The sequence below is a fragment of the Sphingobium sp. Leaf26 genome (assembly GCF_001421665.1).
Lineage (GTDB): Bacteria > Pseudomonadota > Alphaproteobacteria > Sphingomonadales > Sphingomonadaceae > Sphingobium.
In genome coordinates this window covers 18,769-35,492 of the sequence record NZ_LMKV01000012.1, presented here as the reverse complement: position 1 = coordinate 35,492, position 16,724 = coordinate 18,769, and the positions used below count along the sequence as shown (strand labels likewise).

At 60.3% G+C, this 16,724-nt stretch carries 10 protein-coding genes; 7 read left to right on the top strand and 3 right to left on the bottom strand.

Features of this window, described 5'->3' with window-relative positions:
• Window positions 1–47: 47 nt before the first annotated feature.
• Both ASE85_RS09130 and ASE85_RS09125 read right to left on the bottom strand, forming a co-directional pair.
• Window positions 48–2,330, bottom strand: coding sequence for a TonB-dependent siderophore receptor (locus ASE85_RS09130; protein ID WP_235523451.1), 2,283 nt, complete (start codon window positions 2,328–2,330; stop codon window positions 48–50).
• A 269-nt stretch (window positions 2,331–2,599) separates the two neighbouring features.
• Window positions 2,600–3,883 (bottom strand): PAS domain S-box protein, encoded by a 1,284-nt coding sequence (locus tag ASE85_RS09125; RefSeq protein WP_156358269.1) that lies wholly within the window; start codon window positions 3,881–3,883, stop codon window positions 2,600–2,602.
• Between the two features lie 878 nt (window positions 3,884–4,761).
• Here ASE85_RS09125 and ASE85_RS09120 point away from each other — a divergent pair.
• From ASE85_RS09120 to ASE85_RS09090, 7 genes are all read left to right on the top strand, one after another.
• Window positions 4,762–5,850: a CHC2 zinc finger domain-containing protein gene (locus ASE85_RS09120; RefSeq protein WP_056686951.1), complete on the top strand. Its 1,089-nt coding sequence runs from the start codon at window positions 4,762–4,764 to the stop codon at window positions 5,848–5,850.
• 87 nt (window positions 5,851–5,937) lie between these two features.
• Window positions 5,938–9,045 carry an RNA-directed DNA polymerase gene (locus ASE85_RS09115; RefSeq protein WP_056686947.1) on the top strand — a complete coding sequence of 1,036 codons (3,108 nt, stop codon included), beginning with the start codon at window positions 5,938–5,940 and terminating at the stop codon, window positions 9,043–9,045.
• 32 nt (window positions 9,046–9,077) lie between these two features.
• On the top strand, window positions 9,078–9,947 hold the full coding sequence (locus ASE85_RS09110) for a hypothetical protein (RefSeq protein WP_162237439.1): 870 nt from the start codon (window positions 9,078–9,080) through the stop codon (window positions 9,945–9,947).
• A 2-nt stretch (window positions 9,948–9,949) separates the two neighbouring features.
• Window positions 9,950–10,909, top strand: a complete 960-nt coding sequence (locus tag ASE85_RS09105; RefSeq protein WP_235523449.1) for a 3'-5' exonuclease — start codon at window positions 9,950–9,952, stop codon at window positions 10,907–10,909.
• Window positions 10,910–11,301: 392 nt separating this feature from the next.
• Window positions 11,302–12,597 carry a HEPN/Toprim-associated domain-containing protein gene (locus tag ASE85_RS09100; RefSeq protein ID WP_056686940.1) on the top strand — a complete coding sequence of 432 codons (1,296 nt, stop codon included), beginning with the start codon at window positions 11,302–11,304 and terminating at the stop codon, window positions 12,595–12,597.
• A 112-nt stretch (window positions 12,598–12,709) separates the two neighbouring features.
• Window positions 12,710–13,183: a hypothetical protein gene (locus ASE85_RS09095; protein ID WP_056686937.1), complete on the top strand. Its 474-nt coding sequence runs from the start codon at window positions 12,710–12,712 to the stop codon at window positions 13,181–13,183.
• Complete coding sequence (locus ASE85_RS09090) at window positions 13,183–14,211, top strand: serine/threonine-protein kinase (RefSeq protein ID WP_056686934.1); 1,029 nt, start codon at window positions 13,183–13,185, stop codon at window positions 14,209–14,211. Before ASE85_RS09095 ends, ASE85_RS09090 begins: the two co-directional genes overlap by 1 nt.
• A gap of 1,098 nt (window positions 14,212–15,309) precedes the next feature.
• Here the strand turns inward: ASE85_RS09090 and ASE85_RS09085 are convergent.
• Window positions 15,310–16,724, bottom strand: a 1,415-nt coding sequence (locus tag ASE85_RS09085) for a recombinase family protein (RefSeq protein ID WP_235523513.1), incomplete at its 3' end; no start/stop codon positions are given.

The following is a 16,724-nucleotide window of genomic DNA, read 5'->3' as shown; positions in this document are numbered from 1 at the left end:
TGTGCTCGATGGATCGTATCGCGGCCCATCGAGCATAGCGATTGTGATCAGTAATGGTATCTTAGGGTGAAAGTTACATTACGCGGCTCGCCAAATGCCAGTTGGTTGTAAAAGCCGATCTGCGAGTAGTATTTCTTGTCGAAAAGGTTTTCGACGTTGACCTGAAGAGAAAGTCCATTCGCCATCTGATAACGTGTCATCAGATTGACGAGTGCATAGGGCTTCACCTTGAGGCGTTCGGCAGCGCCAGTCACCGGGTTCATCGTATCGGTGTAGCTAAGTCCTTCCCAATTGACACCGCCGCCAGCGGCGAGCCCGTCGAGCGCTCCGTCGAAACGGTAGGTCGAGAACACCCGCAGCAGCTTTTGCGCAAAAAGCGTGTTGATGCGCTGACCGTCTGCATCCTTCGCCTTGAACTGAGTGTAGTTGCCGCTCAACGCCCAACCCGGCAAGATTTCCCCGTTGGCTTCAATCTCGAAACCAGTGCTTCGTGCGCCGTTGGCAGCGTAGTATGCCTGATTGATAGTGCCAGGGACAAGGTAGCCGGTGTCGACCTGGGCCAAGTTGTCCTGCTCGATACGGAAGACCGACAGCGCGGTGTTGAGCGCGCCGCCGAAGAAGCTGCTCTTGAGGCCCGCTTCATAGTTTACCCCATAAACCGGGGCTAAAAATCCACCGTTGCGATCCTGGCTGCTCTGAGGCTGGAATATCTTCGAATAACTGGCGTAGACCGTCTGGCCTGGTACGACATCGTAGAGCACGCCGGCGTAAGGCAGGAACCGATTGCGGTCACCAAAGTCTGCGTTCGTGCCGTAAGACACACCCGTGCGCTCCCACGAGCTCAATCTTCCGCCCAGGATCACCTTGAACTGGTCGCTGACGGAAAGGCGGGTGGCGCCGAAGTAGCCCCACTGCTTTGTCCGCCAGTCGACGTCATGCGACGCCGTTCCCCAGGCGGGCTCTGCATAGGAGCCATCCCACTCGTAGAAGTTTCCGATCGGATCGAGATTTTCATAATCCGGCGCGAACCCATAGAAATCCAGCGTTTGGCGTGCGAAGCTCGTACCGAGGATCAGTTCGTGCTCGCGGCCGAAGAGCTTGTATTTGCCGGTGAGGCGCGCGCCCACGTCGATCTGCTTAAGGTCACCCTTGTAGTTGGCCGGCGACGGATTCATGCCAAGCCCTGTGGCCTTATCGACCTGCCCATAGAGATACAGCAGCTGCATGTCGCTCTGGTTGCGCGAATAACTGCCATAGACCTTGAGGGCCCAGTCGCTACCGAGCGACTGCGTCAGATTGGCGAAGTAGGTCTGGTTGGTCGACGACCAACTCGTCCAGTCTGCGCCGATTGTCTTGGACCGGGACCAGTCAGTGCGGGTGCCATCGCTGTTCCACACCGGCAATCCGCCCCAGAGCGTTCCGCGCGGCGAATTGTCCTGATAGCTGGCGCCGATGCTCAGCTTGGTACCGGGCGTCAGGTCTGCATCGAGAACGCCGTAGAGGACCAGCTTCTTATTGTGGACGAGGTCAATGAAGGAATCGCTTTCCTCGTATTTGGCAACGCCGCGTACCCGGACATTGCCGTCGCCGGTCACGGGGCCGGTAACGTCCACCATGCCGAAATAGTTGTTCCAACGGCTGGCCGCCGCCGTAACCGTTGCCGTAAATTCTTGACTGTCGGCGTGCTTGCGCACCAGATTGATAGAAGCGGACGGGTTGCCCGCACCCGAAAGCAGCCCCGTTGCCCCGCGCACGATCTCGACACGCTCGTACAAGGCAACGTCGATCTCGGATTCTCCGGCGCTGTAGCCCGCGTCCCATTGGAGGGGAACGCCATCGATCTGATAGTTGTCGATGGCAAAGCCACGCGCCGAGAAGCCGTTGCGAGTGCTATCAAACGCCTTGGATGAAACACCTGCGGCATTGTTGATCACTTCGCTCAGCGTTCGGATCCCCTGGTCCTCAAGACGCTGCGCGGTCATGACGGTCACCGACTGCGGCGTCTCCTGGATGGTAAGCCCAAGACCTGTTGCAGATGAGAGCTCTTCATTGGTCGTGTAGGAACCAGTGACGATAATGTCGGTGCTTCCCGGCTCATCCGTTTCACTGTCGTTCTTGGGACCGGACGCTGCTTCTGCATACGCGGCCGCGCTTCCTCCGATCAAAAGGGACGTTGCCACAAACAAAGAAAGTCCGCGCCGAATGCGGCCCGAGGCCCCCGAATTAACCATAACGTACGAATCCCCGAGCACTGCGCCAGATGCGATATTGCGAATTATTCGCAGCCGATAGGGCCGCAATTGTGTACTGTCAACAGTGTCAAAAGCCATTCGAAGCGCCTAAAAGTGGTTTGTTATCGAGTTCACCGGCGCAGCGAGGGCAAGTGGGTGAAGACGGATCCTGACGATCAAAAGTCACCGGTCATTCACACAATACACTGTGGACATAATCCGCCGTGCACCCCGATCGGCTTGATCATGCGTCCGCTGGAGGCAAGCCTTTGAGCCTTTTCCGAGCCAACGTTAGGGCAGGTATGTCAGAGAGCCCTTCGCCGCCTCGCCGAAGTTTCGCTGAATGAGCAGCTGAAAAACATGAGCCTCTATGGGCCAGGTTCGCCGAAACAGCGCTTCGCCGCCTCAGCGGCAGTCTGGAGGTCGGGATCAACCTCGCTGACCCATGCGACCGCATCCGGGAAGCTGACTTCTTCCTCTAGTGCCTCTGCTCGAACTTGAGCCATAACACGGGCGTCGTTGGCCATAACCTTTTCCGCTTGCATCGGGTCGTCCAGGAATTCCTTGTCAGTGCGGCCGATAAGCTCTTCAAGCGGCTTGCCTACCAGCTCTGTGGTGCCGCGGTTGGCCGCGATTATCCGTCCTTTGTGATCCTTGGCGTAGACCACGCCAGGAACTGCTTCCATCACCGCTTCGAGGAGCGTGTTAGCCCGCCGCAGCGCGTCCTCGGCTTCTCGCCGCTCATCGATATCGACTACGGAACCGACATAGCCGAGGTACTCACCCGCGGGACCAAACCTGGGACTTGCCGCATCTATCGCCCACCGATAGGAGCCGTCGGCACGCCGCAGCCTGTACTCCGCTTTGAACGGCCGTTGGGCGCCATTAGCTTCAAGAAAAGCCTGTTCTGCTGTTGGCTTGTCTTCGGGATGTGTCGCATTGAGCCAGCCATAGCCAAGCGCTTCGTCTTTGGCCTGACCAGTGAATTCATACCAGCTTCGGTTCAGATAGGTGCAGTAACCTTGCGGGTCAGTCACCCACATCATCACCGGGGTGTTATCAGCCATGTTGCGGAACCGAGCCTCGCTATCGCTCAGTTCGGCGCGGGCAAAGCGAAGGCTTTGTTCGCGAGCCTCCGCTACCTCGAGTTGCCGTGTCCTCTCCTGCAATGCGCGACGAAGCTCTAGCTGCATCATGACCTGTCGGGAAAGCACGCGCAGTGCCTCCTGCTGCAATTCGGTCAATTGCCTTGGTTCATAGTCCAACACGCACAACGTGCCGATAGGAAGGCCATCGTCCGTCTTGAGAAGGGCACCGGCGTAAAAGCGCAGATGGGGTTCGCCGACCACCAGCGGATTGCAATCGAAACGGCGGTCCTGAGTCGCGTCCGGAACTAGCAGGAAGTCCTGTTCGAGAATTGCCTTGGCACAGAATGAACTTTCGAAAGGGGTCTCCCGTACACCGAGGCCGACCTCTGCCTTGAAGAACTGGCGCCGGTCGCCGATGAGGTTCACGACCGCAATGGGCGTATCGCAAAGCTTCGCCGCGAGCGCCGCCAGTTCATCAAAAGCGACCTCGCGAGGTGTATCCAATATTTCATACCGAACCAATGCGGAAAGCCGCCGTGATTCCGGATCGTCCATCTCGTTCATGCGCATCCGTAGGTTTTCCTGCCCTGCTGTTCTGCCCATGGCGCAGACCCTGCTCGAATTGAGCGCATGACCTTCCTCAAAGCCCTCCCATCGCCGCCTGCGACACTCGCAAGATGATGCCGAACTTGGTCGTAATCGGCTTCGACCGAAGTAAAAGCTTCTTGCCCTCTGGGCACCCACATTTTTCTTTAGCCTAGATCCATGATAAGCTGTGCAACGGTCTCACTAACCAGTTGGTTGCCCCGACAACTCATACGCAGGCGGCTTTGGGCGATGAGGCATTTACGGTCGGCGTGTACCCGGCGCACTTTACGATCCACAGCGCGCGGTGGATATGTGCGAAGGTGGAGCCATGCCCATAGCCACGTTCTTGCACAGAAGTGAGCGCCGGACGTGGGCTTGCCGCAAAAGCCCTACTCCGCAGATCAATTGCGCCAAGCACTTCGGCAGGCAATAAAGGGGGGACCCCAAGCGTAGTTGCCTGGTCGTCAAGCCTCTAGCCGGGGTGTTGTGCTCTCCGTGGCAGCCCCCAAGTTCGATAACCCGGCAGCCCAAAGTCGGTGCAGGAATAGCGGTATTGGCGGGGATAGTCGTTCATGCCGCGGGCATCGAGTGACCGGATTTCATGGGAATCTACCAAAAGCCCTCTGCTCTGCCTGGAACGTCCGCCCTGATTCCGGTCGTTCCCGAGCCAAGATTGGCTGCCCGATTCCGGACCTTCATTCATCGCCGTGAAATGGGACATTTCGGCCGTTCGGTGCATTCCCGTCGAACGACGAGTATCGGCAGAACCTGACATTAGAGGCTGGAAGTCTCGAGATATATCGACCAGTGATAACGGCCGTGGAATAATCTGTCGCCAAGACGTAGAAGAGCTGATGCGTTTCACGAACTATAAAAGCATTGCCAGTGCAGGCCGCAATAAGTTCGACCTTGCGAGCATCCGCGCAATCCCGATGCGTGCGGTCGCGATCGACCTCGGATTCGGGCTGACGGCAGGCGGCACCGGACGTTGCCGTATCCCCGGCCACGAAGATCGCAATCCCTCCTTCTCTATTCGATCAGCGACCAACCGCTTCACCTGCTATGCATGCGGCGAAAACGGCGACGTGATCGATCTCGTGATGAAGATGCGCGATATCAGTTTCGTCGACGCTTGCGAATGGCTCACTGGTCGGCATCTCGGCGGCGCGTCAGTGCGTCCGGAAATGAGGCAAAGGCCAGCCGATAGAGAGGCGGCCGCCAAGCAACCCCCGATCGTGCCCGCCAAGACGGAACACGCCGCCGCGCCCGACCACGAAGCCTTCGAATGGCTGCTACTCGTTTCCAAGCTGAGTTCGTCCGGCTACGACTACCTAGCCAGCCGCGGCTTTAGTGCAGAGACTATAGCGCATTTCCGTGTCGGCCAGATCGGTGATCGCGGCGAAGCAATGAAGACGGCGGTAGCCCGCTTCGGCCTGGAAAGATTGCGGCGCTGCGGGCTCGTCTGCGATGGCAAGTTCGGTAACCGATTCGTTTTTCCCGCCGGCTACCTCCTGTTCCCCTTCATTATAGACGGCAACATCGCGTATCTTCAGGCACGGCGCCCAGACAGCGGCACGCAGTGGCGCTGGCTCTGTCCGAACAGCCTCCTGCCTCCCGTGTTTAACCGGTCCGCGCTGTCTGACAGCACCGCCACGATCTCCATTTGCGAGGGCGTCACCGACGTCATCTCAGCCCACGAACTCGGAATACCCGCCATCGGCCTCGTCGGTGCCAATGCCCGTCTCGACGATACGACTCTCGACTTGCTTCGCGGCCGCAACGTCGCAATCTTCGGTGACCGCGATACCGCCGGCTCCCGCTTCGCCCGGCGCCTAGTCGATCGGCTCGCGGGGATGGGGGTAACGGCGATACCGAAGCGGCTGCCATTGGGAGCCAATGATCTAAACGACCATCTCCGAAGGATCAAAGGCATTGCCGCATGATTTGGCATGAGTTGCTGCAGCTTCCAGAGACTGTGCTCTGGGCGTGGCACAAGGTGCGCCGCGCATATCAGGCGGCTGACAGCCTGTATGATCCAGCCCTTCGAGCTAAATCTCGAGGCCGAACTCGACGCCATCCGCACGGACTTCGCCGAAGGCAGCTGGTCCAACCGTCCCCTGCGCTTAGTGCCGCAGCCGAAAAGCCCGGACAAGCAGGGGGCGCCAAGGATGCGGCAGTATTTCGAGGTGTCCGTCCGCGACCAAGTCGCTTGGGCAGCGGTCGCGACGGTCCTGGGACCCGAGTTGGACCGAAAGATGCCCGCTTGGAGCTACGGGAATCGGCTATATCGCGCCGCGTGGTATGATGAGGAACGCGAAGCAGGAAAGCCATCGCGTCTCAACATCGGGCCTTACAGGCATGCTGCCGGACATCTCTATCGCCGTTTCAAGCATAGCTGGCCACTATACCGACGCCACATCTCGCTTACGGTGCGGCGGATGGTGAACGAACGGCTCGACCCTGAGCTGCTCGACGAAGGCGATCGTCGTGCCCTCGACCAATCGGACGGCTTGCGATACCTTGATGCGCAGTTCTGGGTTAGAAAGGCTCCGGACGGCGGCACCATGTTCGCCGGATCGTTCGACCTTATGAAGTTCTATCCCTCCGTGCGGGTCGAAGCAATCCGTCGGGGTTTCCATGATCATGTCGACGGCATCGGCGGCGAACCGGTTCTGGCTGAACTGCTCCGCCAGATGCTCGTGTTCGAAGTGGATGCCTCAGGCGTCTCGAAAGACATGAGGGAAGCGATCAATCCTCTTGTGTCATCCGGAGAGTTCGACGGAATTCCGACTGGCCTCTTCGTAGGGGGCTTCCTTGCGAACGTGGCAATGCTCTCGATCGACTTGGAAGCCGACCGGCTGCTGCTCGAGAACCGGGAAATTGCCCACTTCCGCTTCGTCGACGACCATGAGGTCCTGGCTTACGATTTCGATGCCCTTCTGGACTGGATCCGAACTTACACCGGATTGCTGGAAGCATCTGGGATCGGCGTGAACGTCGAGCCCGACAAATACGTGCCTCCCGAACTCAAGTGGCTCCTCCATCCAGAGAGGCTGGAGGACGAAAAGGAGATCGACAAGCCTCCAAATGCAGAAGAGGCGATGAGGCGCGCAAGGAAGGCGTCGATGGTCGACGGGCGCAAGCCCACGCAGCTCATGACCCGCACCCTCGCCCAAGTTTCGATGTTGGCCGCGACCGATTTCGACCTACTGACCGATGCCGGACGCAGTCAGCGACTGGAGCAACTAGAGTGGCTGCTGCTTGCGAACATACCCGAGCAGGAGATCCGCGGCGACACCCGCATGGCATTCGCCGCCGCGCGGATCGCATTGCTTACGCCGGCTCTTTTCCGCCCAAACGACGATCTTCTCGCCGCACATCGCTCGATGCAGGTCCACCTCGACAAGAGAGAAAAGAACAGGCGTCGCGGCCAAGCCGCCGACGAAGCGAACGAGGTGGAGATCGCTGAGCTCGAGAAGCGCGTCGCGGAACTCGACAATCTCGAAAGGACGGGTTGGCGCAATCTTCTGGATCGACATTTCGGCCTCCTCTTCGAGGCCTTCGCAGCACATCCGGACAAGGTGCGACTGTTCCTGCGCGTCATAGACTTCTGCCGCACGACAGGCCACGACGGCCTAGGCAAGTTGACGAGGTGGATGGACGAGAACCGGGATGGGGAAACTCGACTCCTGTGCTGCTACCTCGGCGCGACGGCCGTCCAGGCACTCTCCAAGCACATCCTGACCGCTTGCGCGGACGCCAACCGGCCTAACCTGCTACACCGGGAGAGGAATGCTGCGATCTCCTTCTTGGAGAGCGTGCTAGGCGCAGATTTGGACCGCTTCGTCCCCATGGCCGCAGAGACGGCGTCCCTCCAGCACTTTCAGCATGACGCTAGGCGGGTCTATGTCGCCGCTCTGCTCCTCGGCGCCGCAGAGGTAGAGCAAGGCGCCCCTCAGCTCTCCGAGAAGATGCGTCAGCGCGTCATGGCGGCGATCGGCGGTGACACGTTCGAGGCACTCGCCGCAGCCACCCGTGTTCCGATCGGCAGCTGGTATCACCTTTTCCTGTCAACGACGCGCGCGCATCGGGATCTTCCGCCGTCCTACTGGCCGAGAATCGAAGCCGCGCACGACCCGGACATTCCACAGGATTGGCTTAATCTGCGGCGATACCCTGCAAGGCTGCCAGCCAAAGCGTGGGCGCGTCTTGTCCGCTCTCCGGATCTGCTTCGCACGGACGATGCGGGCTGGCTGATCGAGGCCGCTCGCGCGAACCCGACGGAGTTTTCCAGCCTCCCGCCATCGGATCCCGTCGTTGCCTCCGTAAAGGCGAGCCTCGCCGCCGAGAACAATGAGATGACGTTGCTGGACTGGGCGGTCTTTGCGAAGGAGCGAGGGCCGAACGATCCGCGCCGATCGGAGTGGACCGCTCTGGAGATCGCAAGGCAGATACTGTCGGCTTTCTGCGAGTTCGGCGGACCAGAGATAGATGGCCTCGACCTAATCCACCCGGAGAACGTCTTCGTCGACCCGCTCTGGAAGGACCCGCCGGCCGACGTCCTCACGAACGAGCGCCTTACTTGGGAAGGCTGGCGGTCGGTGGCGCGAGCGAAGCCGGTGCACTTCCGTCCGGAAGGGCTCGAGGATTACAGATACCGTGAGAACTTGGACGACAATGATCGCAAGTGGGCACGCCGGCTCCGACCGGTGGGCCAATTGCTCTGGGGAACGCTGCGGCATGACTTCAGCCTTCCTTCGGCTTGGAACATCCGGGGACAGGAGCGCGGCCTAGTGGACTTGGTCGCCTGGGATCTCGAGCGTCTGCCCATCTCGTCGTTCACACTCAAGATTCTTCAAGCATGCCTCCTTCCCCGCTCGCTGGAGAGTGCCCTCCTACTCGACTTTCCCTCATTGTTCGGGAACCTCTTCGGTGGCGCGGCCGACGACGTGGAGTTCGACCGGCCGATCAAGAGCCTCCCCAAACTGATCGATGTGATTGAGAGGGCGCAGTTGGTCTTGACCCGCAGCCAGATGACCGTCCTGGAATACGAGCCCAGGCAGCTCATACCTGTCCGACTGCAGCACGTCGGACGGTTGGGCGAGGGCGATGCGGTCGATCCGGAGGATCTCCAATGACTACACCACACGTGTCCAGCCTCGAGGAGAAGTTGAAGATCGGGCTGATTCAGACATCGCTCGATCCCGCCGCGGCCTGGGTGACGAACACGAAGATGACCGCATGCGAGGAGGAGCGGGCGATCATCGAGATCCGCTCCTTCTTCGCGGCGTTCCATCAGGAGGAACCACCTCCACACATCATCGTACTTCCCGAACTGGCAGTCCCTACTGGTTTCGAAGCAAAGCTGCGCACCATGGCGACGAAGATGGAATCTGTGGTGATCGCTGGCTTCGACTACCGGGATGGAAACTCCGCAGGACAAGTCCACAACGACGCGCTCCTCATCGTTCCCCGCGTTTGGCGCGGAAAGAAGATGGGAGCGAAGACAACGACGCGCCGGATTGGGAAGACCTATCCGGCACCCGAGGAAAAGAAGAAGCTCCAGGCGATATCGTGTTCATTCAAGGAGGACCCATCGGTCTGGCTGCTCGATGGCGGAAATATTGGCAGCTTCGGCGTGATGGTCTGCTACGACTTCCTCGATCTCGAGCGGATCGCGATGTATCGTGGCAAGGTCCACCATCTCTTCATCCTCGCGCTCAATAAGGATGCCACGTCCTTCCGTCACGTCGCGGAGGCCGTCGCCAGGATGGCCTTCTGCAACGTGATCATTTGCAATTGCGGACACTACGGCGGATCGCTCGCCGTCTCGCCATACCGGCTGCCTGAGCGGCGGACGATTTACCAGCACTCGGGTGCTGGCCTCGCCACCGCGCAGGTGATCGAGGTGCCCGTCTCGAAGCTCGATGAGCATCAGCACCTCAACTATCCGCAGAGCGACGGGGTCAACCTCTTCAAGAGCCTTCCACCGGGCTACGAGTTTGCCGCCCCGCTGTATCAGCACATCGTGGACCTCTAATCGTGGCAGGCATCTTCGACCAAATTAGTCATCTCCTCGCGGGTTCGCCGGCCGACCGCGCGGGAGGCAGATCGTCGGGTTCCGACGCGCTCAGCGGCGAGGATCTCGCACTCAGGCTGTCGTCGATCCCTGGCTATCGTGTCCTGCGGGAAGTTGATACGAATGCCGGCGTCGAGCAGCTGCGGGCCGCCGTCGCCGGCGAGCGCATCGCGGCGGTCGTTGACACCGAAACTACGGGTCTCGATCCGACCAACGACCGGATCATCGAGATCGCTATCCAACGCATGATCTTCGATGGCGGGAAGCGCATCGTCGAGATCGAGCGCGCGAGGTCGTGGTTGGAGGACCCGCAACGCCCTCTCAGCGCCGATATCTCACAGCTGACCGGACTCGTCGATCGCGACCTGTGCGGGCAGCGGTTCGACGACGAGGCAATCCTCGAGATGGTCGGCACTTCTGACATCGTCATTGCCCACAACGCCGCGTTCGATCGCCCTTTCCTAGACCGGCGATTCCCGAGCCTCTCGGACCTACCTTGGGCATGCAGCCTATCTCAGCTGAATTGGCGCGACCTCGGCTATGACGGTCGGGCACTGGGCCACCTCGTGCTGCAGAGCGGATGGTTCTTCGATGGCCACCGCGCCGGAAACGACACGAGTGCGCTAATCACGCTACTTGGAACCATGGCGCCAGATGGCCGCTCCGTACTTGCGCACCTTCTGGACCGGTGCGAACGCGACAGCCATCGTATCGACGCCATCGGCGCGCCCTTCGAGGCCAAGGATGGATTGAAATCACGGGGTTACAGATGGGACGCCGTCCGTCGCCATTGGTGGCGCGAAGTAGAGGCTTCCGAGCTCTCCCACGAAGAGGATTGGCTCGAAACAGAGGTGTATCGTGGCCGAGGCCGCCCGCGCTCCATTCCGATCACGCCGAGGACGCGCTTCAAGCGCGACGGCTAGGCGCGATAGTTGCGCTCAGACTCAAGACTAAATGTAGGCTTGCAGGTTCGCCCTAGAGCTACCCAGATGATCGATATCGGGCGCTGCCGACGGTGGCAGCTTTTGTCGAGACCGGACGACCAATAGCGCGCACCTGAGCGACTGAGTCTGGTCGCGTGCTGCCGGAAGCGGAACGCCGCTTCGTGGTACTTTTCGGTCATTCCCACGCAAGGTGTTTAGCGACAGGTTCTCTGCCAAAACCCGACACCCAGGGGTCGCCCGATGGGCTTGCAGAGCGACCGCAATTGGCCGTTTGCAGACAAGGCATCATGGCGATCGTCAGATCATTAACAGGCCGTTATCGTAGTTGAAAACTTGGTCGTCCAAACGCGCGATCACGGGGAGAAACCACAATGGGCACCATCATTGACCTGACGATCGATGGCCTCGAACTTTGCTGGTCGAAAAATTCCATGGGAATCGATTTTGGCACCCTGTTCCAGAAAGGTGATCAAGCCCGCCGACGGAGCGACCAAGTCGATTACGCATCCGACGAGGCCGATGACGAAGAGCCATTTGACGCGGCATTTGTGCGCTCGCTCGGACGGACGCTTCCGCGGTTGAATCTCCTCGGCGCCGACATCGAGGCGGCTCGAGCCGGATACGAAGCGGCCGTGTCGCAAGCTATCGAGACCGCCCGCGATATCACGTCCGTCTCCCTGCCAACCGAGTTTATGTCCTTCGAGGAATTCTGCGCCTTTTGCTCACGATACCCGCTATCGAGCCTCGACACACGCAGAATACCGCCCGGCCTAGAGGGGGAGGAGACGACACCTCCAGGCCGCTTCGCTGCACACGCTGACGAGGTACGCCGCATACCGACCGAACCCGACTATTATCCGTGGATGCGTGAGGAAGGGCAGTCGGAGAAGAGTTTCTTTGCCTCGACCGTCATGATCCTGGATCCGTATCCGATGATGCAGGTGCTCGGGCATAACGGCGCCAACGCCGACGCCGAGATCGTCTGGCTGTATGGTCCGTTGGTCGAGAATGGCTGGGAGAAGGCGTCGTCCTTCGTTCCGGGTATAGGGCGTTACAGTACGATCCTCGTCGCGACCGAGGGGACGTCGGATGCCCGTATCATTAAGCGCGCCCTCGACGTCCTCCGGCCAGATATCGCCGACTTTTTCCGTTTCATCGACGTGAACGAGAATCATCCATTCTGGGGCACCGGCAGCTTGGTAAAATTCGCCGAAGGGTTAGTGAGAATAGATGTGCAGAACAGCATTCTGTTCTTGCTGGACAACGACGCGGAGGGGCAGGATGCGTACCGTCGCCTGCAAGGCCTCGACATGCCTTCCAATATGCGGGCGATGGTGCTGCCCGACCACGAAGCGTTCCGGGATTTTCCGGCTTATGGACCGCAGGGTTTATCGACTGCCGACATCAACGGGCGTGCTGCCGCGATCGAGTGCTATCTCGATCTCGAACTGCCGTCATATGGTCAGGCGCAGATCGTGTGGAGCAATTACAAGAAGGATGTCGACGCTTGGCACGGGGCGCTCGAATACAAGGAGAGCTATGCGAAGCACTTCTTTCAACGGACAGATGCTGAGCTCGCTGGGGAAGGCTACCATACGGAGAAGCTGGAACGCGTGCTGGATGCGCTCATAGCCGAAGCGACGATCCTTGCCTCGGGGAAGAAATGAGTCCTATCAACCCAACTTTTCGATGCTGAATCATCGCGGATTCTATCGCGATCCCGATTTCCTTTGATGGGGTCCTCCTGTACTCATTCCGTTCGAACTAGGGGGGACTTGAATGACAAGCCGGTGGCTGGGGCTGAGCGCCTCGAAGGATTCTGTGATCGTCGTCGATGCCGAGATCCCGGACGATGACGGTCCGATCGTCGTCAGGATGGACGATACCTGGAAGGTCCAGAAAGGCGACCGCTCGGCGGCATATAACGTCCTGCATCAGCAGTGCGCCGACCATATCAAGGAGAACGGGATCGATGCGGTGGTCGTGAAGGCGAGCGCCGTAGCCGGCAAGGGCTCGGCGACGCTCGGCCTCCTCCTCAGTGCCGAGGTGCGGGGCGTCGTCATTGCGGCCGCCGCATCGCAGTGCCCCGTGAAGGCCCTGTCGAAGGCGGTGATCAGCAGGACTTACGGCGATCGCAACGTCGACGACTATGTCGGTGACGACGCGTTCTGGGCTGACAAGACCACCGGAGGTACGCTTCGCAAGCTGAGCCGGGAGACGACGATGCTCATCGTCGCGGCGCGGAACGACTGATGGCGGGCTTCGTCTCCGACCTGAAGCTGGGCGCTCGGCTCGGCAATGGCCACTTCGGCGAGGTCTTTCAAGGTGAGGACCCGGCGCACGGCCAGGTGGCAGTGAAGGTACTGAAGCGCGAGGTGTTCCACGACGACGCGATATGGCCAGAGTACAAGGCGGGCTATCTGGCCGAGGCGAAGAGCCTGGCCAAGGCAAGCCACCGTAACGTCGTCCAGGTCCATCACGTCGTGGAGGCACCGGATGGCGACAGCGTCATGATCTGCATGGCCTTCTGTCCTGGCGGCTCTCTACAGTCAGCATTCGACCGCGGCCCGATGACACTCTCCGCCGTGCGCAAGGTCGGCACAGAGACCCTTATGGGCTTGGGCGCCATGCATTCGCGCGGCATGGTCCATCGTGACATCAAACCCGCGAACATCCTGCTCAACGGCAAGGCAGAGGCGCAGATAAGTGACTTCGGGCTCGTCACCGACGAACTCGTCCTGGGATACGCTTCGCAGGCCGGGTACAGCGATCACATCGCCTACGAGGTCTGGAACGGTAAGGGTACCAGCGCGAAGTCGGACATCTGGGCGGTGGGAATGACGCTCTATCGCCTGCTTCACGGTAAGATCTGGTACGACGACGCGCCCGATCCCCAAGAAATCGTAAGACACGGCGGATTCGCCGGGACGCTAACTTGGCTACCACACGTCACGAAGCCGTGGCGCACCGCCATCCGCAAGATGCTGAATGACGACGATGCGGTTCGGTGCCAGAGCGCGTCGCAGGCGCTCAAGGCCCTGGCGAACCTGCCGACCACGCCGATATGGGAATCCAGCGTCACGCCGGAGCTGGTGCGCTGGGAACAGGTCAAAGGTGCTCGCCGCCAAATCGTAGAGTGGAAGCGCCATTCGCCGCGGCGTCATGAATGGGAAGCCCGGAGTGAGCCGGTCGGCAAGGGACAGGACAAGCGCCTGGCGGGATCGCCCGGCATCGTGAGTCGCAGCGTGGCGCTGAAGGGGCTAGAGGCCTTCTTCGCCTAGCGCGGCCTCAATCCCCTTGGAAGGAGATAGCTGCCGGTAAGATCGGAACCCGTGATCTTCTTGAGACCTAACCTGGCGCTTGCTGTCGCCGTGCGCTCGGCCGAGCACTTCGAGCAGAAGGCCGCGGCAGCCACGACGCCCCGCACGGGACGCCAATGCCGACCGCAATGGCGACATTTCGGCAGACTCAAGGTCAGGTTGGGCGATTTCCGGCTCATGGTATCCCTGCCATCTTGATGTCAGGCGGTGAACAAAAAGTGAACCATCGTTCCTTCGATGTCAAGCGCGCGCTCGCTCCGGGGTTTCCGTGGTCAGTATACCTATTTTCGGCTCATGAACGATCCGCAACTCACGGTACGCCTTTCATCCCTTGACGCGGCACACATGAGGACGTCTCGGACCCAGAGATTGAGGGCTAAGCTATAGACGGGTTTCGGCGTAAGCGGACATTTAAGTGCTTGCGCCTGAGTGACGTATGTTGGTCGCGACCTGCCTGTGAGTTCTCCGTTGGCGATCAGCAACCTTCGCCTTCGCCTTCCACAGTCGGCCGGCTCCGTGCTTTCGACAGCCGACGTGCCCATAAAAAAAGCCCCGCCGGAGCGAGCTCTACGACGGGGCCGAAGTTCAGGGAGGTTTGTCACTCCAAAGGGGGAAGAGTGACAGGAGCTGATATAGCGCTGACGCACGCGCTTTCAATGGCGGGTTGTTAGCGCAATCGGCCATGCGGCCCGTCATGGGCATTACCCCCCGCACAGCAGTCCCCTCTCCTGGTCCCGCCAACCAGGCGCGACAGCTCCTGTGGCCAGCAATGCCGCGCTGCTCAGACCGGCCGGCTGCTCGCCGCGCAGGATGGCGTCGGTCACCTTGGGCGAAAGGAAGGCAAGCCGTAGCACACGGCTGACCCAGGCGTCGGACACCTGCTCGCGCTCGCACAGGCGGGTGATGTTGATCTCGCCCTGCCTGATCTCCGCCCACCAGCGATGCGCATGGACGATAAGCTTCGTCAGCGCCGGATCGACCCGGCGAGAGGCATGCTGGCCATTGCTCTGGATCAGCCGCATCGCCCGGCCCGACCGGGTCAGGCGGATGGCGGAAGTNTTCGTCAGCGCCGGATCGACCCGGCGAGAGGCATGCTGGCCATTGCTCTGGATCAGCCGCATCGCCCGGCCCGACCGGGTCAGGCGGATGGCGGAAGTGAGCCTCAGTTCGGCTGCGGCGTCGAGGTCTGCGTCGATGTCGAGCAACGCCGCTATCTGGATGAGCGAACAGAGGATTGTTACCCTCCCCTTCTCAACCAGCGTGCTGATGACGATCTCCCGGACCAGTTCATGGTCTCTGAGCCGGATGCGTGCCGCCAGTTCGGTGGATCGCTGTTCAATATGCGCCAGTATAGCGGGCTCAAGCGGCAGCTTAGCCTGTTCCAGCAATGTCAGCGGGTCGTCAAAAGCCTGGGCGATCCGTTCAGTCACTGCTGCCTCGATCTCGACGGCGGGAATGCGCATGCCGCTATCGCTGCTGCAGCTGTGGCGTGGATCGCTGATATAGTAGCGATAGCGGATCTTCGCCTCGGCTGACCCTGCTGCGGCCTTGGCTGCATGGGATGCGATCAGGGCGTTGCCCTTCTCATCGACGATCCGGCCTGCAAGCAGGCTGGGCGCCTTCATCCTGATGCCGTTGCGATGGCCTTGCAGATTGGCAGCGAGCCGGGCCTGCACCTTATCCCATAAGGGCTGGCTGATGATGGGTAAATGCAACCCGGGATAGACATTATCCTTATGCTGCACCTCCCCCAGATAGGTGCGGCATTTGAGCATGAGATAGAGCTGACCGCGGGTAAATGCCCCTCCCCCGATGGTCTTACCGGTCGCGGTGGTGCGTACGGGTGACAGGACGCCGTCGGCTTTGAGTTGGTGGCCCAGCAACCGGACGTTGCCGATGGCGTGATAGCGCTCGAAGACAGTGCGTACGATATCGGCATGCTCTTCGACAACGGCGAGGCTGCGGCCGTCGGGCTTATAGCCTAGCGGGGGAATGCCACCCATCCACATGCCTCGCGCCTTGGAGGCGGCGATTTTGTCGCGGATCCGTTCGGCAGTGACCTCTCGTTCGAACTGGGCGAATGAGAGGAGCATGTTGAGAGTCAGCCGCCCCATGCTGGTCGTAGTGTTGAAAGACTGGGTGATGGAGACGAAGCTGGTCCCGGTCTTGTCGAACGCCTCCACCAGCTTGGCGAAATCCAACAGCGACCGCGTAAGCCGATCGACCTTGTAGACGACGATGATGTCGATCCTGCCTTCAGCGACATCGCTCAACAAGCGCCGCAACGCGGGACGTTCCAAGGTCCCGCCGGACAGGCCGCCATCATCATAGCGATCCCCGACCTCGTTCCAGCCTTCGCTGGCCTGGGAGAGGATATAGGCGGAACAGGCCTCACGCTGGGCATCGAGCGAGTTGAAGTCCTGGGACAGCCCCTCCTCGCTCGACTTGCGGGTATAGATGGCGCAGCGGACCAT